At 69.4% G+C, this 24,239-nt stretch carries 20 protein-coding genes and 8 pseudogenes; 18 read left to right on the top strand and 10 right to left on the bottom strand.

Going from position 1 to position 24,239, the window contains the following annotated elements; all coding sequences use genetic code 11:
* Positions 1–166 precede the first annotated feature (166 nt).
* Positions 167–535 carry a hypothetical protein gene (locus OG948_RS35835; RefSeq protein ID WP_331769159.1) on the top strand — a complete coding sequence of 123 codons (369 nt, stop codon included), beginning with the start codon at positions 167–169 and terminating at the stop codon, positions 533–535.
* Between the two features lie 128 nt (positions 536–663).
* Here OG948_RS35835 and OG948_RS35830 read toward each other — a convergent pair whose 3' ends face one another.
* Positions 664–1,116: an ATP-binding protein gene (locus tag OG948_RS35830; protein ID WP_331769158.1), complete on the bottom strand. Its 453-nt coding sequence runs from the start codon at positions 1,114–1,116 to the stop codon at positions 664–666.
* Positions 1,117–1,321: 205 nt separating this feature from the next.
* Between OG948_RS35830 and OG948_RS35825 the strand changes: the two are divergent.
* Positions 1,322–1,738 (top strand): annotated as a pseudogene (locus OG948_RS35825) (carbohydrate-binding protein); the annotation flags it as partial.
* Positions 1,713–1,928 (top strand): hypothetical protein, encoded by a 216-nt coding sequence (locus OG948_RS35820; RefSeq protein WP_406300948.1) that lies wholly within the window; start codon positions 1,713–1,715, stop codon positions 1,926–1,928. The pseudogene OG948_RS35825 and the gene OG948_RS35820, both read left to right, overlap by 26 nt.
* Positions 1,929–1,948: 20 nt before the next feature.
* Here OG948_RS35820 and OG948_RS35815 read toward each other — a convergent pair whose 3' ends face one another.
* From OG948_RS35815 to OG948_RS35800, 4 genes and pseudogenes are all read right to left on the bottom strand, one after another.
* Positions 1,949–2,683, bottom strand: coding sequence for a transposase (locus tag OG948_RS35815; protein WP_406300869.1), 735 nt, complete (start codon positions 2,681–2,683; stop codon positions 1,949–1,951).
* Between the two features lie 238 nt (positions 2,684–2,921).
* Positions 2,922–3,205: pseudogene (locus OG948_RS35810) on the bottom strand (transposase); the annotation flags it as partial.
* A 385-nt stretch (positions 3,206–3,590) separates the two neighbouring features.
* Complete coding sequence (locus OG948_RS35805) at positions 3,591–4,538, bottom strand: hypothetical protein (RefSeq protein WP_331769157.1); 948 nt, start codon at positions 4,536–4,538, stop codon at positions 3,591–3,593.
* Positions 4,539–4,626: 88 nt separating this feature from the next.
* On the bottom strand, positions 4,627–5,511 hold the full coding sequence (locus OG948_RS35800) for an AraC family transcriptional regulator (protein ID WP_331769156.1): 885 nt from the start codon (positions 5,509–5,511) through the stop codon (positions 4,627–4,629).
* A 185-nt stretch (positions 5,512–5,696) separates the two neighbouring features.
* Between OG948_RS35800 and OG948_RS35795 the strand changes: the two genes are divergently transcribed.
* A complete protein-coding gene (locus OG948_RS35795; RefSeq protein ID WP_331769155.1) occupies positions 5,697–6,008 on the top strand; it encodes a transposase in 312 nt (103 codons plus the stop codon).
* Between the two features lie 112 nt (positions 6,009–6,120).
* Here OG948_RS35795 and OG948_RS35790 read toward each other — a convergent pair.
* Both OG948_RS35790 and OG948_RS35785 read right to left on the bottom strand, forming a co-directional pair.
* Positions 6,121–6,786, bottom strand: a pseudogene (locus OG948_RS35790) (IS5 family transposase); the annotation flags it as partial.
* A gap of 83 nt (positions 6,787–6,869) precedes the next feature.
* Positions 6,870–7,808, bottom strand: coding sequence for an AraC family transcriptional regulator (locus OG948_RS35785; RefSeq protein ID WP_331769154.1), 939 nt, complete (start codon positions 7,806–7,808; stop codon positions 6,870–6,872).
* A gap of 301 nt (positions 7,809–8,109) precedes the next feature.
* Between OG948_RS35785 and OG948_RS35780 the strand changes: the two genes are divergently transcribed.
* From OG948_RS35780 to OG948_RS35765, 4 genes and pseudogenes are all read left to right on the top strand, one after another.
* Positions 8,110–8,301 carry a hypothetical protein gene (locus tag OG948_RS35780; RefSeq protein WP_331769153.1) on the top strand — a complete coding sequence of 64 codons (192 nt, stop codon included), beginning with the start codon at positions 8,110–8,112 and terminating at the stop codon, positions 8,299–8,301.
* A gap of 4 nt (positions 8,302–8,305) precedes the next feature.
* Entirely contained in the window at positions 8,306–8,695 is a 390-nt protein-coding gene (locus OG948_RS35775; RefSeq protein WP_331769152.1) for a phytanoyl-CoA dioxygenase family protein, read from the top strand.
* 42 nt (positions 8,696–8,737) lie between these two features.
* Positions 8,738–11,827, top strand: coding sequence for an alpha-N-acetylglucosaminidase TIM-barrel domain-containing protein (locus OG948_RS35770; protein ID WP_331769151.1), 3,090 nt, complete (start codon positions 8,738–8,740; stop codon positions 11,825–11,827).
* A gap of 167 nt (positions 11,828–11,994) precedes the next feature.
* Positions 11,995–12,171 (top strand): annotated as a pseudogene (locus OG948_RS35765) (ISAzo13-like element transposase-related protein); the annotation flags it as partial.
* A gap of 1,209 nt (positions 12,172–13,380) precedes the next feature.
* Here the strand turns inward: OG948_RS35765 and OG948_RS35760 are convergent.
* A complete protein-coding gene (locus OG948_RS35760) occupies positions 13,381–13,785 on the bottom strand; it encodes a hypothetical protein (RefSeq protein WP_406300947.1) in 405 nt (134 codons plus the stop codon).
* Positions 13,786–13,809: 24 nt separating this feature from the next.
* Between OG948_RS35760 and OG948_RS35755 the strand changes: the two are divergent.
* Positions 13,810–13,921 (top strand): annotated as a pseudogene (locus tag OG948_RS35755) (phytanoyl-CoA dioxygenase family protein); the annotation flags it as partial.
* Here OG948_RS35755 and OG948_RS35750 read toward each other — a convergent pair.
* Positions 13,891–14,864: pseudogene (locus tag OG948_RS35750) on the bottom strand (ABC transporter ATP-binding protein). The pseudogenes OG948_RS35755 and OG948_RS35750 overlap by 31 nt on opposite strands.
* Positions 14,865–15,080: 216 nt before the next feature.
* Here OG948_RS35750 and OG948_RS35745 point away from each other — a divergent pair.
* From OG948_RS35745 to OG948_RS35715, 7 genes and pseudogenes are all read left to right on the top strand, one after another.
* Positions 15,081–16,070: a sugar ABC transporter substrate-binding protein gene (locus OG948_RS35745; protein WP_331769150.1), complete on the top strand. Its 990-nt coding sequence runs from the start codon at positions 15,081–15,083 to the stop codon at positions 16,068–16,070.
* Positions 16,070–16,822, top strand: coding sequence for an ATP-binding cassette domain-containing protein (locus OG948_RS35740; RefSeq protein ID WP_331769149.1), 753 nt, complete (start codon positions 16,070–16,072; stop codon positions 16,820–16,822). The genes OG948_RS35745 and OG948_RS35740 overlap by 1 nt, the downstream gene beginning before the upstream one ends.
* Positions 16,819–17,820, top strand: coding sequence for an ABC transporter permease (locus tag OG948_RS35735; protein WP_331769148.1), 1,002 nt, complete (start codon positions 16,819–16,821; stop codon positions 17,818–17,820). The genes OG948_RS35740 and OG948_RS35735 overlap by 4 nt, the downstream gene beginning before the upstream one ends.
* Positions 17,821–17,823: 3 nt before the next feature.
* Positions 17,824–18,762 carry an alpha/beta hydrolase gene (locus tag OG948_RS35730; protein WP_331769147.1) on the top strand — a complete coding sequence of 313 codons (939 nt, stop codon included), beginning with the start codon at positions 17,824–17,826 and terminating at the stop codon, positions 18,760–18,762.
* A gap of 422 nt (positions 18,763–19,184) precedes the next feature.
* Complete coding sequence (locus OG948_RS35725) at positions 19,185–20,660, top strand: mannitol dehydrogenase family protein (RefSeq protein ID WP_331769146.1); 1,476 nt, start codon at positions 19,185–19,187, stop codon at positions 20,658–20,660.
* A 174-nt stretch (positions 20,661–20,834) separates the two neighbouring features.
* Positions 20,835–20,957 (top strand): annotated as a pseudogene (locus OG948_RS35720) (acetyl-coenzyme A synthetase N-terminal domain-containing protein); the annotation flags it as partial.
* Between the two features lie 57 nt (positions 20,958–21,014).
* Positions 21,015–21,617: pseudogene (locus OG948_RS35715) on the top strand (AMP-binding enzyme); the annotation flags it as partial.
* A gap of 376 nt (positions 21,618–21,993) precedes the next feature.
* Here OG948_RS35715 and OG948_RS35710 read toward each other — a convergent pair.
* Positions 21,994–22,698, bottom strand: coding sequence for an alpha/beta hydrolase (locus OG948_RS35710; RefSeq protein WP_406300868.1), 705 nt, complete (start codon positions 22,696–22,698; stop codon positions 21,994–21,996).
* Between OG948_RS35710 and OG948_RS35705 the strand changes: the two genes are divergently transcribed.
* Positions 22,693–23,130, top strand: coding sequence for a hypothetical protein (locus OG948_RS35705; RefSeq protein WP_406300946.1), 438 nt, complete (start codon positions 22,693–22,695; stop codon positions 23,128–23,130). The two genes, OG948_RS35710 and OG948_RS35705, sit on opposite strands and share 6 nt — an antisense overlap.
* A complete protein-coding gene (locus OG948_RS35700; RefSeq protein WP_406300447.1) occupies positions 23,115–24,236 on the top strand; it encodes a helix-turn-helix domain-containing protein in 1,122 nt (373 codons plus the stop codon). The genes OG948_RS35705 and OG948_RS35700 overlap by 16 nt, the downstream gene beginning before the upstream one ends.
* Positions 24,237–24,239: the final 3 nt, after the last annotated feature.

Here is a 24,239-nt window from a genome sequence, read left to right as displayed (position 1 = left end):
CGTACTCGCGAACGGTTCTGCCGAGTCGATCTCGGTGGCGGACATCCGGGCGTCCAATCCACCCTGGCTCGGTGATTCGGGCAGCGGGCGGAGTGGCGCGGCTTGGCCCAGCAGGGCGGACGGACCGGAAAGGATCCACCTCGCCGCCGACCGCAAGTGCCGCCCGTTGGCGTCCGTCCTGACCGCGGGACAGTCCGCAGTTCATCCCCGTGCTCGAGAGGGTACGAGTCCGCGGGCCTGTCTGCCGTCCCCGCACCGACCCGACGCGGTCGCCGGGGACAAGGCCCACCCGTCCCGCGCGAACCGCAACCACCTGCGGAAACGCCACATCAAGCCAGTCATCCCGGAGAAGAGGGACCAGCCCGCGAACCGGAAGAGGAAGGGCAACAAGGACGACAGGCCCGTCGGCCACGACGCCGACCTCCACAACGAACGGAACACGGTCGAGCGCCTGATCAAGGCATGGCGGTGCATCGGCACCCGCTACGACAAGACCCCTGGGAGCCACCTCGCCGGCCTCGATCTTCGCGCCTGATGACCTGGATCGAAAACCTCGTGCGGACCACCCATTGATCCGGTCATGGGAACCAGGAAGGCGGGAGCCGACGGCCAGGTTCGCGCCCGCGTCGGAGACCGGATCGGCAGGACGGGACTCCGGCGTGCTCAGAGGAGTGTCTTGTGTGCCGGGATCGCCCGGGCGGTGTCAGCCCGCCATCGCCGGAACATGGTTGCGCGAGGATCGAGAGACGGGGCGGCGACCGGGAGCATCGCCCGGACGGTGTGGCCGGCACCGCAGTCTTCGACGTCCACCCTGCCGGCGAGGAATTCGACGATGTCCATGCCCCGGCCGCGCTCCTCGGAGTTGCAGACCCGCGGCCGGCGCCGGGCGCCGTGGTCCCCGTGGTCGTCCACCGCGATGTCCAGCACTCCGGCGTCCAGGACGAGGCGAACGGTCATGACGCTCCGGCCGTACTGCGCCGCGTTCGCGGCCAGTTCGCCGACGATCAGGACCGCGGAGTCCCGATCGTCGCCGACCAGACCCCAGCGGGCGAGTACCGCACCCGTGAAGCGGCGGGCGTCGGCGACCCGAACGTCCCGGGCGGGCAGGGCGATCACGGCGTGTCGTCGGTCGAGCGACGGTGCGGGGCGGTGAACCCGGCCCCGGACAACCACCTGCGAACCGCCGGCCGCGACTTCGGTGCGGCACCGCGGGGCGTCTACGACCTTCGCCCTCGAATGCTTCATCAACGACCTCACCGCGCACTCCGGCGGGCTCCCGGCCTCGCCCATCGTACGAGCGCCGACCCGCTGAGTCTGGCACGCGACGACCAACGATTACGCGCGCCTGGTGCACAAGTACGCCACCGTGGGGTATGCCTTCCCCTACGACGACGTCCCCCCACGGGCGCGGCCCGCGTAGACGGCCACATCCAGGACGGCGCGCCGATGTCCTGGACGATCTCGCTCGGCCCCGGTGCCGGCTCGGGTCCCACCCGCCTCCCGGCAGCGGGACCGGCACGTACGGCACCATCCAGGCGGAGTCGTACAGCGCGCAGAGCGGTGGACCGAAGGCTGCAGGGACACCGGCGGCGGCCGGGACGTGGGCCACATCTCGAACGGCGACTGGCTGAAGTACTCCGCCGTGGACTTCGGCTCGTCCTCGCCCGCCCGGTTCATCACGCGTCTGGCCTCCGGCGCGGGGAGCGGGGTCAGTGGCGCGATCCAGGTGCGCGTGGACGGTCCTCGCCCCGGACGTGAGCGCATTGGCGGACCTCCAGGTACTGGATCGAGCCACCGCCGGTGGCGGGTGTGTCGGTGAGGAAGACCTGGTGGCGCATGCCTTCGTCCTGGTCGAACAGGGACGGCCGGGCGCCCGGATGGGGACGCTCGCGCCGCACGATGATGCGGGTGGTCCGGGTATCCGGTGAGGTCCACCGGGCCGGACGGCTCAGCGGCCTCGGTGCCGGCACGAAGGGTCCGTCCTGTTCCGGCGCGGGGTGCCGGACCTGCTCGGATAGGACCCGGATGGCCTTTCGGACCTGTTCGGTGCGGCGTGTCCGACGGAGAAGGTGGTCTGGATGCCTCGCTGGCGCAGGGAGCGTAGGTGGGCGGGGAAGGCTTTCGCGCTGTCGGCGCGGATGAGCACCTGGGTGCCGTGGCGGTGGGCGTCGGGAATCTGCGCGAGGGCCGCGTCGATGACCGTGATGTGGTCGGCTGCGGTGTTCGCTCCGGCGTTGCCCGGTCGCGGAATGCCGGCCGGGGCCTCGCCGGTGTTGTCCGGGAAGCAGAGCATCGGGTGGTAGCCGAAGCCGCGTTTGTGGGTGGCGGCCGCCTCTTCCTTCTCGGAGTGGCAGGCGACCGGGGTGGCGTCGATGTCCAGGACCGGGCCGGGCAGTTGACGTCCTCCGACGCGGGCCGCAGGTATCCCGTCCCTGGTCTCGGCGGTGTGCAGCCGGGCGACCTCGCGGGCCGCGGCCCGGGCTGCCCGCAGCGCGGTCAGGGCGTTGGTGTCGATGCCTGCCAGGACGCGCGAGGCGGTCGGGGTGGGGGAGACCGGGCCGAACGCGTCGTGTTGGTCGCGCAGCACGGCCGGGTCGGCGATCGCCTCGCCGCCGTCGGCGAGCATCACTGCCGGGTCCACCGCGACGCGGCCGGGATCGTGCCCGGTCCCGCGAGGTCGCAGGCGGTGCAGGGCATCGCTGAAGGCGCCGGTCAGCGAGGTGGCGTCGGCGCTGACGACGAGCTTGGGGCGTGACCGGGTGGTGTGCGCGTAGAAAGTGCCTTCCTGCTGGTACGACGGAGACCTTGGACAAGCCTCATCGTCCCGGCTCAGAAGGCACTTTCGCTTTTCTGATCATGATCCTGACGCGCCCCAAAGCGAAACGTGCAGGTCAACCGGAATGATCTCGATTAGCAGTTGCACAGTCACCGGGCTCCGCGTCGCGTCCCTCCCGTTCGCGGACCAGGCGCAGCAGGGTTCCGTTGAGCCTCTCGAGGAGGCCGTCCTTCTGCCAACGGGCGAAGTGGCGTGGGTCGCTTCCCGGGGTGGGAAGTCGTGGGGGAGGTGGCGCCAGGGGATGTTGGTGCGGTCGACGTACAGGATCGCTTCCATGATGCGACGCAGGTCGTGCTCGGGTGGGCGTCCGAAGTCCGGTCCGTTGCCACGGCGTTCGGTCCGGCGGGCGGACAGGGTGGGTTCGAGCAACTTCCAACGGGCGTCGGACGGATCACTCGGAGGGCGCCGATGTCAGCCATGTGTCGTTGGTGGCGGCCGGCGATCCGTCCGCCCATCGCGTGAATGGGGGCGGACGGGCGTGTCCTGGGTCCAGGCAGGAGCGAACGTAGTGAACCGGACAGCTTCGAAGCGTCCCGAGCCGCACACGTCACAGGAGATGTCCACAACCCCGAACACGCATCAGTCGAGCACTCTGAATGCCGCAACATGCCTTCCTGGACCCCGAGGAGGCCACCCGGTCACGCCGACCCCGCTCCTCACTCAAGAGGAAACCCACCCAGCCAACTACTACCTGACAGCCGCAAAGTCGCAGGTCACAGTCGCATCGTGGAGTCTCCTGCCGGGCTGGTGCGGTTCAGTGTTCTCCCAGGCATGTGACCTGTCCTGTCCCATCAACGGGGAAGCGCTGGTGTCGCCCTCCGACCAGCCATTCGACGACATGTGCTCTGCCCTCCGTGTCCACGGTGATGCCGTGGGGGCTGTTGAAGCGCCCTGTGGTCGCAGGTGGTGCGATGGTGTGTCCCCGCTTGTCCTGCGCGTTGGGCCAGCCGGGCCGGTCGACCGCGGACGGGTCCGAACCGATGCGTCGTATGAGTTTGCCGTGGCGGTCGAGTTGGGCCACCGATGCCGACAACTCGCCCACCAGGATGGAGTCTTCGTGGAATGCCATGCAGCTGGGTCTGCGGAGGTTGCGTGCGAACGTGCCGATCAGAGCGCCGTCGGGGTCCAGGGCCACGAGTCGGTTGTTCTCCCGGTCCGCGACCAGGACGGTTCCCTGTTCGTGGTCGACGACCATGGCGTGGGGGCAGTTGAAGACCCCGTCCCTGCAGGCGGGCGCGATGCCCAGGTGGTTTCCGGTGGTGGCGTAGCGGTGGATCAGGCCCGCGCCGTAGCCGTCGCTGACCCAGATCTGGCCGAAGGCCGGCAGAGGAAGCACTGCGGTGGGCTCGAAGCGATGGTCGTTGTACACCTGCATCGAGGGCAGGGGCAGTTCGCGTACCAGGGTGCCGTCCAGGCTCAGGGCCAGGATGCGGCCGTGGGGCGCCCCGTACCAGGGAAGGTATCCGCCGCGGTGGTCGGGGCGCGGGCCCGAGACGGTGTCGGCCACCCAGATCAGTTCGTTGCCGTCAGCGTCCTGGGCGGGGGTGATGCCGTGCGCGGTGACGACCTCGGTGGAATGCTCGCTGATCACGGTGCCGTCGGAGTCCAGGATGCGCATAGTGCTGTTGGTGGCGGAGAACGTCACCAGCTTCCCCGTGCTCAGGGTGGCAACGTCGTGATGGGCCCAGGGTTTCGTCGTCACGCCGCGATGCTAGGAGAGCCCGGCCTTTGCCGGCTTTCGATTTCCTCCGGCGGAACAACGCCCCGCCTCCGGGCCAGGCGGTCCGGCTCTACGTCCGGGCCTGCAGGCGGTAGGCGGAGGGGGTGGTGTGCTGGTAGCGACGGAAGACCGTGGAAAAGTACTGGGATGAGGAGAAGCCGAGCGTGTGGGCGATCTCGGTGACGCAGACGTTGGGGTCTCGCTCGAGCCAGTCCCGCGCGTAGTCCGTCTTGCGGCGCAGCAGGTAGTCCTTCGGGCTGGTTCCCGTTACGGTGCCGAAAGCCTGGTAGAAGCGACTGGTGGACAGGCCCGACACGGCGGCCAGGTCGGTGGCGTCGATGGGCTCGGTCAGGTGTGTGTCGATCCAGGCCAGGGTGCGGGCGATGTCGCGGTGCACCGGGTCGGCCGGTTCCGGGGGTCCGGTCAGGGACTGGGCCAGGCTGAACACGACAGTGGCGAGCATGTGCTGCAGTTGCGCGTCGCTGATCCAGTTCCGGGGGTTGGCGGCGAGTTGGAAGGCCCGTTTCAGGTCGGCAGTCGCGTCCTGGGGGGCGATTCGGATCACTGGTTCCGGGGTGGCGGCGAGCAGGGCCACTGCCCGGTCCAGGGACTGCAAGGGGGCGCCGTCAGGGCTGCGGGCGATGAGCCAGGTGAGTTCGCCGCGGGGCTCGGCGGTGGCGCCGGTGACGTAGGTGCTGCCCGGGGGGAGGTACAGGACCTGGCCGGGACCGAGGTGATGTGGTTTGCCGTCGACGGCGAAGGTGAACGCGCCTCGGGTGGGCAGGGCCAGCACGGTCAGCGTGCGGTGGCGCTGGGGTGGCAGACGATCGTGCGCCTGCAGGTAGCGGTAGCGGCCCAGGGCCATGAGCGGGGCCATGCCTCGACCGGCGAGATCGACGACGGTCCTCTCGTCGGTGGAGGTCAGGTTGATGACGTCCGAGGCGAGGAGAGGCATGCAGGGAATTTACGGCGTGGGAACGCAAACGCCAACCCTTCACCTCCCGCCGTGGCTTCGCGGCGCGAACACCAGCACCGAAGCAACACGCACCCAGATGTTCCGCACCGAGGGTGAGCCGATCTGAATTGTGTGGAGTCCCGGAAGCCGGGTTATCGTGCCCGGCGTAAGGAGCACCACGAATCATGCCAGCACCACGCAAATACCCCGATGAGCTGCGGGAGCGGGCGGTCCGGGAGGTTCGCACCTCAGGCCGGCCGGTCGCGCACGTCGCCCGGGACCTGGGCGTCCACAAGGAAGCCCTGCGGAACTGGGCCCGCCAGGCCGAGGCCGACGCGGGCGAACGCGACGACCGGCCGACCACCGCCGAACAGGACGAGCTGAGGCAACTCCGCAAGGAGGTCGCGGAGTTGCGGCGCACGAGCGAGATCCTCAAGGCCGCGTCCGTGTTTTTTGCGCAGGAGATCGACTGTCCCCGGACGAGGCCGAGCAGGTGATCGACCACCTGCGCGAACAAGGCCTCGGGGTCGATCCCGTATGCCGGGTGCTGGAGCTGTCCCCGTCGACGTACTTCGCGCGCAAGAAGCGCCCCAAGTCCGCCCGCCGGCTGCGCGTTTTTCCCAGTCCGGAGCCGTGCGCGGTGCCTTTGCGGGCGAACTTCGGTGTGATGCCTCGAGTGCGGAGAAGTCGGCGGTACTTGTCGTAGTCGTAGCTTCGGTCGGCGAACAGCCGGGCCTGGCCTGTGACGCGGCCGCCCGCGTAGTCCGCGGATGCGGGGTATCGCGTCCAGCAGGGGCATCAGCTGAGTGACATCGTGACGATTCCCGCTGGTCAGCGAAACGGCCAGGGGAGTGCCGTGCCGGTCGACGATCAGGTGGTGCTTGCTGCCGGGCCGGGCCCGGTCGACCGGCGAAGGTCCGGCGTGAGCCCCCCTTTGAGGGCCCGGACGTGCGAGCCGTCGATCGAGGCGTCGTCCATGTCCAGCAAACCCGCGGCCCGCAGCTCGGCCAAAAGCACCTCGTGCAGCCGTGGCCAGACGCCCGCTTCGGTCCAGTCCCGCAGACGCCGCCAGGCAGTCACGCCACTGCAGCCGACCTGTTCCGCAGGCACGTCACGCCAGCTCACGCTCTTGCACAGCGCGTAGACGATGCCGCGCAGCGCAGCCCGGTCATCCGCAGGCAACCGCCCGGGATACCGATGCCGCCTGGGCGGACGAGCCGGCAACAGCGGGGCCACACGTTCCCACAGGTCATCAGGCACAAGTTCAGCAGGCACCCAACAGATCCTGCCGACATGACACCCAACTGCCAAGCACCACAACGCAGTTCATTCTGAAAATAGCCTCTGATCAGGGGTTCTTAACCTCTCAGCTGATTCCTCCATGAAGCGGAACCCGTCGTCGGCGCGAAGCCGTGGTAGCGGCGGAAGACCGTGGCGAAGTACTGGGAGGAGGAGAAGCCCAGGGTGTGTGCCACCCGGCTGACGGTGACGTCGGGTTCGGTGCGCATCCACTGGTAGGCCAGGGCGGTCTTCCGGCGCAGCAGGTAGTCCTTGGGCGTGGTGCCGGTGCCCTCGCGGAACATCCGGTAGAACCGGCCTTCGGACAGGCCCGACACCTCGATCAGGTCCTGCACCCCGCAGGGCTCGGAGAGGTGTTCCTCCAGCCAGGCCAGCGCGTCGGCCACGGCGGGGTGGACGGGTGCCGGGCCCGGTCGGGGCGGGGCCGAGGCTGCCGTCGTCTCCCGGCGGACTCGTTCCAGGGAACGGGCCAGCTCCAGTACGACCACGCTCGACCGGTGCTCCAGCAGCGCGGTGGTCAGCCAGTCGCCGGGGGCTCCGGCGTTGTCCAGGCGCCTCAACTCACCCGGGATTAGATCCGGTACGGCCCACTGGTCGGGCCCTCGCGGCGCCGACAGCGCGGCGACGGCCCGGTGCAGCGGGCCCGTGGACAGGTCTGACTCCGGGCCCGTACGCAGCAGGAGCCAGACGAGTTCGCCGCGGGGCTGTACGGGTACGCCGGTGCGGTACGAGCGGCCGGGCGGAATACGGAGCGCCTGGCCGGGGCGGACCGTCCGGGGATCGTCGTCGACGACGAAAGCGACATCGCCCTTCACGGGAAGGGCCAGCACGAGCAGGCTGTCGTGCCGTTGAGGGGCCAACGGCGGTCGCGCCCGGAGGTAGCGGTAGCGGCCCAGGGCCAGCAGTGGGCCGTATCCCGTCAGGTCGTGGATGGTGCGCTCCGGGGTGGAACGGAAGTCCACCAGGTCGACGTCGGAATCGGAAGGAGGGACGGGCACTGGTGCTCCCAACGGTGGGCGAAATTCTCCAGCAGGAAACCGAACGCGAGGTGCGGCTCCGGCGACCTATCTTCGCGGCCATGAGCGACGTGCAGGAAAGTCAGGTACATAACGGTTCAAGCACGGCCGATCGCGCGCGTACGGATCTCGCTCGGTACGGCTTCGCCGAGGTGGGGGCTCTGCTGACGCGCGAGGAGGTCGGCGCGTACCTCGGCGTCTACGACCGCTTCCTGAGCGGGAGATCGCCTGCGGCGACAAGCGCTCGGACCTCGGCGCGGGCGCGGGGTCGCAGGGCGGCGGGGTGGAGCGCATCACCCAGATCATGTGGCCCTCCGCGCTCCACCCCGCGCTGCGCGAAATGCCGCTGCACGAAGGGGCGTTGGCATTGGCCCGCGCACTGATCGGCGACGACGCCGCACTCGACTTCGACATGCTGATCAACAAGGCCCCAGGCACGGACACCGTCACTCCCTGGCACCGGGACGCCGCGTAACTGGGTGGACCTGCCCGACCGCCGGGCAGCGTCCTTCTGGGTCGCGCTGGACGAGGCAGTCGTCGACAACGGCTGCATGTGGTACGTGAAGGGCTCCCACCAGGGCGGACTGAGGCCGCACAGGCCCGCCGGGGTTGGGGGCGGGGCGCTGTGCTGCGACGGTACGGAGGACGAGCCGGGAGCCACCCCGCTGCCGCTCGCCCCGGGCAGCGCAGCCGTCCACGCGGGCCACACCCTGCACTACTCGCGCGGAAACAGCACCACCGGCCGGCAGCGGCGGGCGTACATCCTCAACTTCCGGCCGGCCGAGATGATCCGGCTGGAGCGGAGCCGTGGAATGAACCACGGCCTCTCGTCCAACGTCCGTACCGTGCGCAACACCTCGGCGCAGTAGTAGCCCGAGCACCCTTCTTCCCCTTGTCCCGGAGGCCACGCCATGAGCCTGAACCGCCGCACCTTGCTGACCGCCGCCACGGCGACCGCCGGAGCACTCCTCGCCTCGTCGGCGCTGCCCGCCGTCGCCGCCTCCGCTGCCGGAGCCGACGTACGGGCCGCGAGACGGCTGCTGCCGGACTACTGGCGGCAGTTCACCTTCGAGCCCCTGCCGGCGGGCGGCGGCCTGGACGCCTTCCGGGTTTCCGGGAGCCGGGGCCGGATCCTCGTCCAGGGCAGTACGCCTGCCGTCCGACTGCGTGGCATGTACTGGTACCTCAAGCACGTCGCCCACGCGAACATCAGCTGGGTGGGCGAGCAACTCCGGCTCCCCGCAGAGCTTCCCGCCGTCCCGACGCCCGTGACGGTCGCCGCGAACGTCCCGCACCGGTTCGCCCTCAACGACTGCAATGACGGTTACACGGGTGCGTACCACGACTGGGACTACTGGGAGCGCGAGATCGACGTGCTCGCGCTGCACGGCTACAACGAGGTCCTCGTCTACACCGGCGCCGACGCGGTCTACCACCGGGTCTTCCAGCAATTCGGTTACGGGGAGGCTGAGTTGCGTGCCTGGATACCCGGACCCGCGCACCAGCCCTGGTGGCTGCTCCAGAACATGTCGACCTTCGCCGGGCCCGTGTCCCGTCATCTCCTGGACAAGAGAGCAGAGTTGGGGCGGAAGATCGTGGGGCGGCTGCGGGAGTTGGGGATGACTCCCGTCCTGCCCGGGTACTTCGGCACCGTCCCCGACGGTTTCGCCGAGCGCAATCCGGGCGCGCACACCGTTCCGCAGGGGAACTGGGTCGGGTTCCGGCGGCCGGACTGGCTCGATCCGCGCGGAGAGCACTTCCGGCGGGTGGCGGCCGCATACTACCAGATCCAGCGCGAGCTGTTCGGCGACTCGACGATGTACAAGATGGACATGCTGCACGAGGGCGGGAGACCTGGCGACGTGCCGGTGCCGGACGCGGTCAGGGCGGTGCAGACGGCGCTGCTCACCGCCCGCCCGGGGGCGATCTGGGCCATTCTGGGCTGGGGGGACAACCCCTCGAAGACGTTCATGGGGGCCGTCGACCGCACCAAGACCCTTGTCCTGGACGGAGTCTCGGACCATTTCGCCACGGTGAACCACCGCGAGGACGACTGGCTGGGCGCACCGTACGCCTTCGGATCGATCTGGAACTTCGGCGGCCACACCGCCATGGGCGCCAACACTCCCGACTGGGCCGCCCTTTACCACTCGTGGCTGGCTCGTGAAGGCAGCACCTTGAGCGGGATCGCGCTGCTGCCCGAGAGCGCCGACAACAACCCCGCCGCCCTGGAGCTCTTCTCCGAACTGGCGTGGACGCCGGCCGCCCCCGACCTCAAGGACTGGTTCGCCGAGTACGCCCTTTCGCGCTACGGAAGCCGTGACGAGAATGCCGCGCGGGCCTGGGACATCCTGCGGCGCACCGCGTACGGCACCACCCGCGCCGACTCCTATAGCGAGCCCGCAGACTCCCTGTTCGGCGCACGGCCCTCACTCACCGCGACGACCGCTTGCACCTGGTCGCCGCACCGGACGCGGTACGACGACGTCGTGTTCGCGGGCGCGCTGCCCGCCCTGCTCGCCGTATCGTCCGCACTGCGCAGCACTTCCGCGTACGCCGACGACCTGCTCGACGTCGCCCGCCAGGTCCTGACGAACCAGAGCCGCGTCCTGCTGCCGCAGATCAAGGCCGCGTACGACGCCGGGGACAGGACCCGGCTGCTGGCCCTCGCCCAGGTGTGGCTGGCGCGCATCGACCTGCTGGACGAACTGGTCTCCACCCGCCCCTCCCACCTGCTGGGCCGCTGGGAGGGCGACGCCCGCAGGTGGGGTGCGGACCAGGCCGAGTCGGACCGGCTCGCGTACGACGCACTGTCGTTGCTCACCGTGTGGGGGCACCGGTCCGGCGCGGACGACGGAGGCCTGCGCGACTACGCGAACCGCGAGTGGGGCGGTCTCGTCGGCGGGCTCTACCGGCAGCGCTGGGCGGCGTACTTCGACGAACTGGCCGCGGCCCTCGCCGAGGACAGGGCGCCCAAGCCGATCGACTGGTACGCCAAGGAGGAGGCCTGGACCCGCAACCCCGGCAGGCTCGCCACCACGCCCCGGGGCGATACCCACCGGCTGGCGCAACGGGTCCGCGACACCCTGGCGTCCGACCCGTACCAGCTGGTGGCGCACCTGGTCACCGACAGCGAGGGCCTCGGCCCGACGACCCCGCTCACCGCCACTCTCACCCTCGCCAACCGGGGCGGCCTCGCCCCGGCCACCGGACTGCAGTGCACGCTCTCCGTCCCGGCGGGCGTCACCGCCGAACCCCTCACCCCCACGACCGTGCCCGCACTCGCCCCCGGGGAGAATTTCACCGCACGCTGGAAGATCACCCTGACCGGCGAACCGGTCGAACTCCTGGTGCCGATAAGGGCGTTGGCGGAATACCGGGTCTGCCGCACGGCGGGCAGCGTCACCGGGACGGCGAAGGCCCTCGTCGAGGGCGGCCTGTCGCCCGAATACACCACCGTCGACCGCAACCGGGCGGTCTTCGGGCAGCGCGGCGACCGCTTCGCCGTCAGCGGCGGCGGCACGGACCTGTGGGGCGCCACCGCCGAGTTCGGCGCGGTGACCCTGGCGGGCGGTCTGTCGGCGAACGCCACCGTCACCACCCGGGTGACCGCCCAGGACCGGACAGGCCCCTGGGCCCGCGCCGGGATCTTCGTGCGCAACGACCTGGCGGCCCCCGCCTCGGGGGGCTTCGTCGGACTGGCCCTCACCCCGGACAACGGCGTGGTGCTGACCTGGGACGCCGACGGCAACGGGACCATCGACACCGTCCGCCGGACACTGGGCCCTGCCGCCCCGGTCCACCTGCGACTCACCCGCCGTGGCACCGCCTTCACCGGTGCTTTCAGCGCCGACGGTTCGACGTGGACGGACGTGGCCACGGTGACGGTGGGGTCGGCGGCAGCGGTCCAGGACGTGGGCATCGGCATGAGCGCGGCGAACGGCGGGAGCGGGGCTCGGGGAAGCGCACTCTTCGAGGGCTTCAAGGTGACGGCTCCGTAGCGGGGCGTACGCATCCCCTACGGATGAGGGCAGTTGAGGTCGACAACTTCAACTGTCCTCTCCGTCGCCCTGGCGGCGCGCGGGCTGCAGTCCCACCCACACCGGCAGTTTCAGCCGAGGAAGCTCAATCTCACCTGCCTCTCGGTGTTAGGGCGCGCAGAGAATCAAACTTCCTCGACCCGCAGGGACCGGGCAAGGCGATCCCGTACGGGATCTACGACATCGCCGCGAACACCGGCTGGGTGAATGTCGGCACGGATCACGACACCGCGGCGTTCGCGGTCGCCTCCATCCGCCGCTGGTGGCAGGCCCGCGGCCCGCCGTCCGGGCCTGCCTGCCTTCGGGCGGCGAACCTGGGGGTGGGGGCGCCTTCGTCGACGGTGGGTGTGGTGCGTGGGCAGCTTCGTCTGCAGAAGCTCGATTTCTGGGTGCGCAGCCCCGACTACCTGGCGAACGAGTTGATGACGGAGTTCGAGAAGGATCCGGCCGTGACCGCGCTGCTGGACTGGGCCGGGGAAATTCTCGACTCCCAGGAGCCGGACGTTCGGCGTTTCCCGATGCTCCGCCACAAATTCGGTGCGTTCGAGGAACTCGACGACGCCTTGGCGCCGCTGGTCGAACGCGGGCTCCTCAGCAAGACGCAGGTCCCGGGGCGCGATCGCGTCGTCGAACACCGCTACTTCCTGCTGGAACAAGGACGCAAGGTCGCCCGGAGCCTGGTCGAGGACGCGCCGGCACTCGCCTGGTACGTGGACCGCACCCACATGGTCGTCAAGCTCGTCGACGGCTCGGGCGGGACACAGCTCAAGCATCGCCAATATCTGGTGCGGGACTACGCCGACACCCCCATGGGCCGCTACATCCCCTCGATCACCGACCGGGCCCGCGAGCGCCTGCGTGTCCTTCGTACCGCGGTCAACTCGAACACGAACCCATCCCCACGCGTTGATCCGGAGGCCTCGTGACCCCCCGCTCCGACCTACTGCCCACCGGCGACACGCCCTCGGTACCGACTGCCTCGGGCATCCTCACGAGCGTCGCCGAAGAGTTCGACGTCACTCCAGATCAAGTCGAACGCACCTTGGCCGAGGCCAACATCACCCTCAGGAGCCCGGCTCCGGCCGACCCCAGACTGAGCGTGCTGCGCCTACGCGCCTCCGGTGTCAAGCACACGGGCGAGGACTTCGCGGTGGACCAGCCCTTCGGTCCGGGCCTGTGGGCGATCGCGCACCCCTCCAACAGCGCCGGCAAGACGAGCCTGCTGGATTTCCTGGTCACCCCGCTACGCGGTGCCCACCGCGATCTACCCCGCGATGTGCGTTCCTGGCTCCGACGTCTGCGCCTGGACGTGCTCGTGGCCGGGCGACCCATCCGCATCGTCCTGGACTTTACCCCGGCGCCGGCCAAGGGCAGAACTCCGCACTGGCCGCGCCCGCCGCGCCACTGGTTCCACGAGCGCTCGCCTTCGCCCAGGACACGATCTGGGCGACCGAACTTGTCGACGTCTCCGTTCCGACCGCAACCCAGCAATCCGTACCGCAGGAGCCCGTCACCTACCGCGCGTAGTCCGTCTTGCGGCGCAGCAGGTAGTCCTTCGGGCTGGTTCCCGTTACGGTGCCGAAAGCCTGGCAGAAGCGACTGGTGGACAGGCCCGACACGGCGGCCAGGTCGGTGGCGTCGATGGGCTCGGTCAGGTGTGTGTCGATCCAGGCCAGGGTGCGGGCGATGTCGCGGTGCACCGGGTCGGCCGGTTCCGGGGGTCCGGTCAGGGACTGGGCCAGGCTGAACACGACAGTGGCGAGCATGTGCTGCAGTTGCGCGTCGCTGATCCAGTTCCGGGGGTTGGCGGCGAGTTGGAAGGCCCGTTTCAGGTCGGCAGTCGCGTCCTGGGGGGCGATTCGGATCACTGGTTCCGGGGTGGCGGCGAGCAGGGCCACTGCCCGGTCCAGGGACTGCAAGGGGGCGCCGTCAGGGCTGCGGGCGACGTCGTCCTGGACTTCGACATGCTGATCGACAAGGCCTCCGCACACTGGTGTCCCCACGCCCTGGCACCAGGACGCGGCCTACTGGGTGGGGCTGCCGGACACCCGGGCCGCACCGGCGAGGCGCGGACGAACCTTGAGGTTCACCACGTCCGCAAGCTCGCCGATCTCAACCGACCCGGACGCCGGGAAAGGCCGGCCTGTCGGGATGTTGCGCCTGGGCGTGCTTGCAGAGTTCGTGCCTGTCGCCGACCGGGCGTCGGCGCCGTGCAGCCGAACGTTCTCGTCCCGCGTCCACAGCAGCGGCCCGGACGGTGCGCTGCAGGTCGTCGGGGTCCGACCGGACCATCCGGGCGATCTCCTCGTGCCGGGTCACTCCGAGCGGCGCCAGCGGCCACAGATCGCCCAGGTATCGGCCCGGGGGAGCTCAAAGCTGATCCGCGAGGGCCGCTCGGCGACGACGTCGGCGACCAGGCCCGAGACGGCGATCATCCCCGGTGCATGATCGCGAACCGGTCGGCCGGCTCCTCGGCCTCTTCGATGTAGTGGGTGGTGAGCAGTACGGTCGTCTCCTGTTCCTCGAGCCGCCGGACCGGCTCCCACGTGTCATGGCGCGATTGCGTCCAGGTCGGTCGTCGGCTCGTCGAGGAACAACACCTCCGGCCGCCGGAGGAGTGCCAGCACGAGATCCAGCCGGCGGCGCTCGCCGCAGCTGCTTGACCCGCACCTGCCCGCGCCCGCCAGACGCACGAGTTCCAGTACCTCGTCCACGGGGTGGGCACCGCTGGTGCAGCCGGCGCACATCCGGGCGGTCTCCAAGACCGTCAGCCCGGTCGGGAAGCCGCCCTCCTGCAGCGTCACCCCGATGCCGGGCCGCACGAGGGTGCGTTCGCGGTACGGGTCGAGGCCGAGCACCCGGACGGTCCCGGCGGCGGGGCGACCTGTCCCTCCAGGAGTTCGAGGGTGGAGGTCGTGCCGGCGCCGTTGGTGCCCAGAAGAGCGAACAGCTCACCACGGGCGTTCGTGCCGTCACGGCCGGAGCCTCCTTCCGCCAAATGGCGGGCAGGGCGCTGCGAACGTCAGACATACGAAGGTTTGCATCAAGTCCCCGGAAATCTACCGTTTACCCACTGGCAACAGCGGCCCATACGGCGTCCGGGCTCGCGACCGCCAGGGCCGGGTCGTCCGAGACTCGATGGGCGAACCGGCGTGTTCACCCGCCTTGTCCCCACCGCATGTCGGACGAACGCCCCCACGGGAGAGGGATCACCATGAGAAGCCATTCCAACAGAACCATCGCCGGCGCGGCGGCCCTGACCGTCGTCGTGGCCGTGGGCCTGAGCGCCTGCTCGAGTTCGACGACCACCCCGTCCACCCCATCGGGGGCTGCCGGGCCGAAGACGATCAAGACGCTTCAGTTCGTCAACCCGCTCCCGTCCGTCAGCGTCTGGAAGCAGATCAGCGACTGCATCAGCGCCGAGGCCAAGGCCAAGGGCATCGCCTTCACCGAAAGCGGCCCGCCCGCCTCGAAGCCGGGCGATCCCGCCGTGATGATCCAGCAGGTCCAGGACGCGGTGGCGGCCAAGAAGGACGCCGTCATCACCTTCCCGGCGTCCGCCGCGTTCGGCCCGGTGCTGAGTCGGGCGCAGAAGTCCGGGGTCCTGACGGCGACTCTCTACGGCGACGGAAAGCCGGAGAGCGGTGCGACGGTCAACGCCGGTGTCGACTGGGGAGTGATCGGCAAGGAATACGTCGACGCCATCGCGGCCCTCCCGGGCCAGCACGTCGTGGGCTTGGTCGCGGAAGGGCCGACGGGCATCGGCAAGTCGTGGACGGACGGCGTCGAGGCGGCCGCCGCCAAGACGGCCAACGTGAAGGTGAAGGCGACCGTCTACATCGGAGCCGACGCCTCCAAGGCGCTGCCCCAGGTCACGAGCCTGCTGACCGCGAACCCCACCATCGACATCGTCGCCTCCAACACCGGACTCATGACCCAGGGCGGCGTCGCCGCGATCAAGTCCCTGGGACTGAGGGACAAGGTGCGTCTGCTGGTCATCAACAACGACAACGGCGGTCCCCAGGCGGTCCAGGACGGGTACGCCATCGGCGTGTTCCTCCAGGATCTGTGCGACCTGAGCAAGCGCACGGTGGAGGGTCTGGTCCAGGCGTCCACGGGAGCCCAGGTCCCCTTGGTCCAAGTCCACGACATCATCGCGACGAAGGACAACTTCCAGGAATACATCGCCAAGGGGTGGAACTGATGGCCGACCCCGTGCTGGTTCTCGAGGGGGTGAAGAAATCGTTCGGGTCCGTGTCGGCGCTCGAGAACATGTCGTTGGCGGCGTATCCGGGTGAGATGCACGCGATCGTCGGCGACAACGGAGCAGGCAAGTCGACGGCCATCAAGATCATCACGGGGGTGCACAGCGCGGACGAGGGCGAGCTTCGGCTGCTGGGGGAGGCCCTGCCGCACCGCCGCTCCCCAGCGCACCTCGGTGACCACGGCATCGCGGTGGTCTACCAGGACCTGGCCCTCGTCGAGTGTCTCGACATCGCCACCAATCTGTCCCTCGGACGGCTGCCGACGCGGTTCGGCATCCTCGACCGCAAGCGCATGCGTCGCGAGGCCGGTGCCGTCCTCGCCGACCTCAAGGTACGCGTGACCGACGTCGACACGCCGGTGGGCCTCCTGTCGGGCGGCCAGCGCCAGATCATCGCCATCGCCCGAGCGGTCCGCCTCGACAAGCCGTTGGTGCTCCTCGACGAGCCCACGGCGGCGCTGGGCGTGCAGGAGACCGCCCACGTGGGCGAGATCATCGAGGAACTCAAGCCCACCGGAAAGGCGGTGGTCTGCGTCAGTCACGACCTCGACTTCGTCTTCCGCCACGCGGACCGGATCACGGTCCTGCGCCTGGGGACGACGGTGGGAACGCGGCTCGTCGCGCAGACGACGCGCTCCGAGATCGTCGGGATGATCACTGGGGCCGTCGCCGCGGACGGAGCCGCCGAGTGAACGCCGAAACCCTTCGCCGGCAGACCGGCGCCCTCGGGGTGCTGATCCCGATCCGACGCGCTCTCGCACGCCAGGAGTTGTCGCTGCTCCTCGTCGTCGTGGCGATCGGTGTCGTGGCCTCCGTCAAGTCGCCGCTCTTCCTGACCCACGCGAACATCCTGCAGGTCCTCGAAGGAAGCGTCACCTACTTCGTCATGGCGTGTGGTTCGGCGCTGCTGGTCATCGGCGGCGGCCTGGACTTCTCCGTCGGCGCAGCGTTCACCCTGGGCGGCCTGGTGACGGCCAAGCTGCTGGTCTCCGGGGTCTCCGTGCCCGTGGCCATCCTGGTGGGGATCGCCGCGTGCGCCCTGGTCGGGGCCGTGAACTTCGCGGTCATCACCTACCTGCACGTCCCGCCGATCATCGCCACGCTCGGCGTGTTCTACATCCTGCTCGGTGTCACGAACCAACTCACCGACGGCAACGACGTCGTCCCGCTGCCCGACACCTTCCAGGAGATCGCCCAGAGCAAGGTTGCGGGGATCCCCACCACCATCATCTTCGCGGTACTCCTGGGTCTGGTGACGTGGTTCGTCCTCGAGTACACGGCATTCGGCGTCAACATCCGCGCCCTGGGAGGCAACCGCAACGCGGCGGTCGGCAACGGCCTGTCGGTAGCCAGACTCGACCTGGCGATCTACACGGCCGCGGCCGTGGCGGCCGGACTGGCCGGCATCCTGTACGCCTCCCGCGTCGGCTCCGGCCAGGTCAACGCCGGCGGCGCCACGTCCACGCTGAACGTCATCACCGCCGTCCTCATCGGCGGCGTCAGCCTCCTCGGAGGACTGGGCACGCTCCAGGGCGTGGCGATCGGCAGCGTACTGCTGTCCCTGATCGACAACGCACTCGTGCTCACGGGGGTGCCACCCACCTACAGCACCATTGTCATCGGCACCATCCTGATCGCCGCGGTCGGCCTGGACCACCTGCGCCGTGAACGCCTCTACAGGAAGCGATAGGACATGAGGGACAGCAGGTTGGACAGCCAGGCCGCCGAGCAACTGCGACAGATGGCGTACTTCACCGTGGGAGGTTCCGGCGAGAGCCTCGACGCCCAGCGAAACACCTTCAAGGACATGCTCTCCCGGATCAGCGACGAGCACCTGCACCGCTTCGACGGGACCGTGTCGAACACGGTCGTCGACAACGGCACACACACCGTTCCCGTACGCCGTTACGAACCGCTCGGGGGTACGGAGGGGGCGGGAATCGTCTACTTCCACGGAGGCGGGTGGGTCTTCGGGGACCTCGACACCGGAGACCGCTTCGCACGCTCGATGGCCCGCACCCTCGGTGTGACGGTGGTGTCCGTCGACTATCGGCGGGCCCCCGAGCACGCGTACCCGGCCGCCCTCGAGGATTGCGTGATCGTCGCCGAACGCGCCCGCGACGAGTTCGGCACCTGGTGCGCTGTGGCCGGCGACAGCGCGGGCGGCAACCTGGCCACCGCCGCCTCGCTCTGTGCCCACCCGGGCCGGGGCTACGACGCCCAACTCCTCCTCTACCCCTGCCTCGACGCATCGATGACGGGAGCATCCTTCGAGACCTACGCCGACGGCTACGGCCTCACCCGCGACGCCATGGAGTACTACTGGGGTGCCTATCGCAGCCGGCATCCGACGACCGATCCGCTGCTGTCCCCCCAGGCCGCCGAGTCGCTCCACCAACTCCCGCCGACCATCCTGGTCACCGCCGGCTTCGACGTGCTGTTCGACGAGAACCAACACTTCGCCCAACGCCTGCTGTCCTCGGGCGTGAGCCTGACCTACCTTCCGTTCCCCTCCCTCCCGCACGGGTTCATCGATCTGGTCGACCGGGTCGACGCGGCGCGGCAGGCCGTCGGTCGATTGCTGGCCGCTCTGAAGTCCTTCGTCCCCGACGAGCCGGCCCTACGCGGCTGATCCGGGCGCCGGCCCCCTCGTCGGCGGACCTGCGAGAACGCGATGACACGGCCCGACACCTCGTCCACGAAGCGTCGGGTGGCCGGCCGCCCGACGCTTCGTGGACGAGGTGTCGGGCACGGAACAGCGTTCATGCGCCGGTTCGGCCCCATCGGCGGAAGGAGCCGTTCGCCGCCCGCTGCGAACGCGAGTGACGCCATCCGTGTCCGCGCACTGCTCCATCGACCTCCGCATGGCAACGAGCGGGCCGACAGACCCCGTGCCGCGCGGTGCGAGAACCAGGCCAGGCACCGGCCGGACCGCTCCGGCCGTCACGTTCGCGCGTGCCGGCGCAGGCCCGCCGACTCGGTCCCCCGGCGGCGACACCACGCCCGCACGGACCGCCCGCCCCGCACGGCGGTCTCGACCAGACGAGAGTGTCCATGAAACTGAACTCCGCCAACCTGTCCTCCATCGCGCGCAGTGTCCCCACACCGACATACGACCGGTCCGCACTGCGCGCGGGCATCGTGCACATCGGAGTCGGCGGCTTTCACCGCGCGCACCAGGCGATGTACCTCGACGCCCTCTTCAACGACGGCAGGGATCTCGACTTCGGTGTCGTCGGTGTCGGCCTGCTTCCCCAAGACAGCCGCATGCGCGACGTGATGCAGGCGCAGGATTGCCTCTACACCCTTGTCGAAAAATCCCCCAGCGGCTCGCGACGACCGCGGGTCATCGGCTCGATGGTCCGGTACCTGTTCGCTCCGGACGCGCCGGAGGCCGTGCTGTCCGCCCTCGTCGACCCGGCGATCCGGATCGTTTCCCTGACGATCACGGAAGGCGGCTACCCCGTGAAGCAGTCGTCCGGTGAATTCGACGGCACCGACGCGAGCATCCGGACGGACCTGCGACCGGGCGCACCGCCACGCTCGGCGTTCGGGTACTTGACCGAGGCACTCGCACGACGCCGAGAAGCCGGCACCGACCCGTTCGTGGTCATGTCGTGCGACAACATCCCGCACAACGGTCGTCTCGCGCGAGAAGCGCTCACCGCCTTCGCCCGACTCAGGGACGAGGAACTCGCAGACTGGATCGAGAAGGAGGTGAGCTTCCCCGGTTCGATGGTCGACCGCATCACCCCGGTGACCTCGGACCTGGACCGGGTCCGCCTCGCCCGGGACAGCGGCATCGAGGACACCTGGCCCGTCGGTTGCGAACCGTTCACCCAATGGGTACTGGAAGATCGATTCCCCATCGGCCGACCGGCCCTGGAGCGAGTCGGCGTACAGATGGTCGACGACGTCGAGCCCTACGAGCTGATGAAACTGCGACTGCTCAACGCCGGCCACCAGGCGTTGTGCTACCTCGGCCATCTCAGCGGCGCTCGCCACATCCACGAAATCTGCCAGGACCCGCTGTTCGTCCGCTTCCTGCGCGGATACATGGACCACGAGGCCACCCCGACACTTCCGCCGGTCCCCGGCGTCGACCTCGCCCACTACAAGGCGCAGCTCATCGAGCGCTTCGCAAACCCCGCGATCGGCGACACGTTGGACCGCCTGTGTGCCCAAACATCCGACCGCATCCCCAAATTCCTGCTTCCGGTGACCCACCGGCGGCTCGACGACCGCGGCGACGTACACCGATCGGCGCTCGTCGTGGCGAGTTGGGCCCGCTACGCCGAAGGCACCGGAGAGAACGGAGAGCCGATCGACGTCGTCGATCGGCGACGGGACGAACTCATGGCACGAGCAACCCGCTACCGCGAAGACCCGCTGGCATTCCTCGACGATCGCGAATTGTTCGGCGACCTGCGCGACAACCCGCGTTTCACCCGGCCCTACCTCGAGGCACTGGAATCCCTCCACCGCGTCGGAGCGCGCGCCACGCTGGAGCGCTGGGAAAGCCGGCGGTGACCGCACAAATCCACCCGCATCCGTGAGGTTCCCCTCGACCCGCCCGCGCATCCCGGCCACACGGTCGCGGTTGCGCGACCTCGGCCCTGTCCGATCCCGCCCCTGAGGACAAGCGCTGTCTCCTGCATCGCACCACGATGAGACCCCGTCGAGTCCGCCGAGGCAAGGCCACCGATGCGAGCCCTCGGCAGAGCCGGCGGCGAAAATGCCAACCTCCGGGGGGAGGCGTACGAGCGGGCAGCCGCCGACCGCGAGACCTTCTGGGCCGATCAGGCGGAACGCTTGACCTGGGACACCCGATGGAGTCGGGTACTCGACTGGAGCACCCCTCCGTCCGCGAAATGGTTCGTCGACGGCGGCCATCTCGTACTCACCCAACCGTGGCCCTCGATGCTGCGCACCATCTGGGGCGACGACGAACGATTCAAGGAGACGTACTGGTCGCAATACGAAGAGCACGGCTGGTACTTCGCAGGCGACCGCGCCAAGAGGGACACCGACGGCGACCTGTGGATGCTCGGCCGAGTCGACGACGTCGTGAACGTGTCGGGCCACCGACTCTCGACCACCGAGGTCGAGTCGGCGCTCGCATCGCACCCGACAGTCTCCGAGGCCGCAGTGGTGGGAGTCGAAGACGAGGACACCGGGCAGGCCCTCTGCGCGTTCGTCGTCCTCCGCGAATCCGCGCTCGATGCGCAGACGCACGACGGGGGCGCGCACGAGCGTGCGGACATCAACGCCCAACTGCGCCGACACGTGCGCCGGACCATCGGCCCCATCGCCACCCCACGCCGGATCACGATCGTCGACGAACTTCCCAAGACCCGATCCGGCAAGATCATGCGCCGCCTGCTCCGCGACGTCACCGAACACCGCGCGGTCGGCGACGTCACCACACTCGCCGACTCCTCGGTCATGGACAGCCTCACTCGGCGGATCGACGCCCCCGAGGACTGACGGCTCGAGGTCGTCCACCCGCCCATCGACGCCGACGAGCGCACGTCCCCGCGCGTGGGGCGGATCCAGGCCCATGCGACCGGCCGTGCGCGCGGCAGCTCGCGACTCCTGACTTTGACGACGGGAACCCGATCGTGGAAGCCGGCCCGGTCCGGCCCACGCATGCGCATTGCATGATTCCTCGTCACCCACGCGGACGACCCTCCATCGGAGGAACTCGTGCACGTCCCGGGCGCGGTGGGCGATCGGGCGGTGGTCCGCGGCGGCGAAGAACGTGCGGCATCGATGGCTGCGAGGTCCATCACCACCCGAGCCGGCGCCGCCCGCGGAACCCGTGCGGGATCCGGCGACCTCCGGCCCAGGTATTGCCGCAGCGCTACATGAAAGCGCTACGCAGGGCAGCCACCTGGTCGCGTCGGGCGCCTGTCGCCAAACGCGTTGCCCGGAACGAGTCGAACGAGTGAAAGGCCCTCGCGTAGTGACGCAACTCGACCGGGACATCCGCGTGCAGTAGTCGCTGTGCGAAGACCAGGGCCTCGTCGCGCAGCGGATCGAACTCGGCGGTGCACAGGAAGGTGGAGGGAAGACCCGGCAGATTCTCCAAATGTGCCGGCGACGCGTATTCGGGCACGGGCGGCCTCGGGGCCGCGCCGTCGTGGCGCCGGCCCAGATACAACTCCCACATCTTCGCCACCCCACCGCCGGTCAGGATCGGGGTGTCCACAAACTCGCGCACCGAGCGCGTCGCGACCGCAGCGTCGAGCACCGGAAACAGCAACAACTGCAAGACGATCATGGGCCCGCCGGTGTCGCGCGCGTGTGCCGCCGCTCCGGCCGCGAGGGCGCCTCCGGCGCTCAGCCCACCGACGGCGAGGCGTGCACGGTCGACACCGAGCCGATCGGCGTGCCTGTCGATCCATTCCAAGGACGCGCAAGCGTCTTCGAAGCCGGCCGGGAAGGGGTGTTCGGGCGCCAAGCGGTAATCGGCGGAGACGACGAGGCAATCCGCCTGCGCGGCGTAGTCCTCGCAGCGAGCATCCTCCGTGTGGAGCCCGCCCATGGCGAAGCTCCCGCCGTGCAGGAACAGCAGGGCGGGCAGGGAACGTCGGGCGGTGCGGCGCGGCCGGTAGACGCGCAGACCGAACTCCGACCCGTCGGCGCGGGCGCAGGCGTCGTCGTCGACCTCGACGTCACCGCGGACCGGACCGCGCCGCATCTCCACGGCTATGTCGTGTTCGATGGCGCGGGCCTTGTCGATGTCGGCAATGTCGATTTCGGGAATGAGAACCTGCAGCGCCGCGAGTTCGGGGTCGAAGGCTCGGCGGCGAGCGGGCCGATGCTGCATGTTCTCGATCACCCGGGCTCCTTCCGAGTCGAGGTACGACGCCATGTTCCCACCGGGCTCTTCGTCCGTCTTCCGCCGGAAGCCGGAGGGATCATTATGAATCTCCGCCAAATGGCTAACTTCGGATACCGGCAAAGTAGTACCCTTTGCAGGTGCACGGTCTCTTGAGCAAACTGGCCGGCTTGGACTCCAGCGCTGAGCGCGGGCTGCGCGTTGTCGAATTCTTCGACCAACTCGTACTGCATCGCGCCGATCTCGAAGCCGTCACTCGCGCGACGGCCGTGTTGGCGGAAACCGTTGCCGGCGCCGTACTCGACCAGTCCGGGGACGTCGTCGTGGTGTCACCGGCAGGCCGGGTGTTGGCAACGACCGGCCCCGGCCCCCATGCCCGCGTCCACGACGTCATCATCGACACCAAAGTCGTGGGCAGGGTCTGGCTCGAGCGGTCGACACCGGAAGACGAGCGCGAGTGGGACGAACTCATCGTCGAGCGGATGGCGCAATGCCTCGCCACCCTGACCGCGCGAAACGTCGCCTTCCGCCACGACCTGGAACTCGGATTCACCGATCCGGCGGTCCTTCACGTACTCATCGGCGACGACGCCTCGGAGACCGAGACCGCACGCGCGGCCCGCCTGCTCGGCTTTCGCGTCGGCGAGATCGTACGCGTACTCGCGGTGCACGCCGACACGGCAATCGACGACTCGCTCGCAGCGATACGGACACAGATCGCAACCGGACCCGGCACCCGCTCCGTGGCCGCCGCCCTGAGCAGCACACTGGCCGTGGTCATCGTCGCAGCCAAGGACATCGACCCACTCGTGATACCCGACGTCACCATGTGTATCGGCCCACCCGTACAGATCGAGAACTGTCGGTCGTCGTGGGCCATGGCCCGTCGCGGCGTGCGCTTCTCGGCGCTGGGCGGCCGGTGGCCCGCGTACACGACCACCGACGAACTCGGTTGCCTCACCGTGCTTGCCGACCTGGAGGGCGACCACGTCGCAGCCCTACCGGACGTCCAAGCCATCACCCGCATCGCAACCGGGAAGAGCGGCAGCACGGACCTTCGACTGCTCGAGTGCCTCGGCTCGCTCAACTCCCTGCGCGACATCGCCGAGGCCCTGCACATGCACCACAGCAGCGTCGCGTACCGCGTCGGCCATCTCTGCAAGACCCTCGGCTACGACGTCCGCACACAGGACGGCCGGTACCGCGCACGAACCGCCCTGACTCTCTGGCGGCTGTACGTCGGCTTCACCCCCACCGACTGAACT

Origin of the sequence: Embleya sp. NBC_00888, from assembly GCF_045207655.1 — a bacterium.
Lineage (GTDB): Bacteria > Actinomycetota > Actinomycetes > Streptomycetales > Streptomycetaceae > Embleya.
Note: the sequence above shows the minus strand (reverse complement) of the source record. Positions and strands in the feature narration are given on the sequence as shown.

Bases quoted from the DNA above. Each gene is read 5' to 3' on its own strand.
- OG948_RS35740 (WP_331769149.1), top strand. From the start codon at position 16,070: ATGGCCGACCCCGTGCTGGTTCTCGAGGGGGTGAAGAAATCGTTCGGG.
- OG948_RS35730 (WP_331769147.1), top strand. From the start codon at position 17,824: ATGAGGGACAGCAGGTTGGACAGCCAGGCCGCCGAGCAACTGCGACAG.
- OG948_RS35725 (WP_331769146.1), top strand. From the start codon at position 19,185: ATGAAACTGAACTCCGCCAACCTGTCCTCCATCGCGCGCAGTGTCCCC.
- OG948_RS35770 (WP_331769151.1), top strand. From the start codon at position 8,738: ATGAGCCTGAACCGCCGCACCTTGCTGACCGCCGCCACGGCGACCGCC.
- OG948_RS35745 (WP_331769150.1), top strand. From the start codon at position 15,081: ATGAGAAGCCATTCCAACAGAACCATCGCCGGCGCGGCGGCCCTGACC.
- OG948_RS35800 (WP_331769156.1), bottom strand. From the start codon at position 5,511: ATGCCTCTCCTCGCCTCGGACGTCATCAACCTGACCTCCACCGACGAG.
- OG948_RS35795 (WP_331769155.1), top strand. From the start codon at position 5,697: ATGCCAGCACCACGCAAATACCCCGATGAGCTGCGGGAGCGGGCGGTC.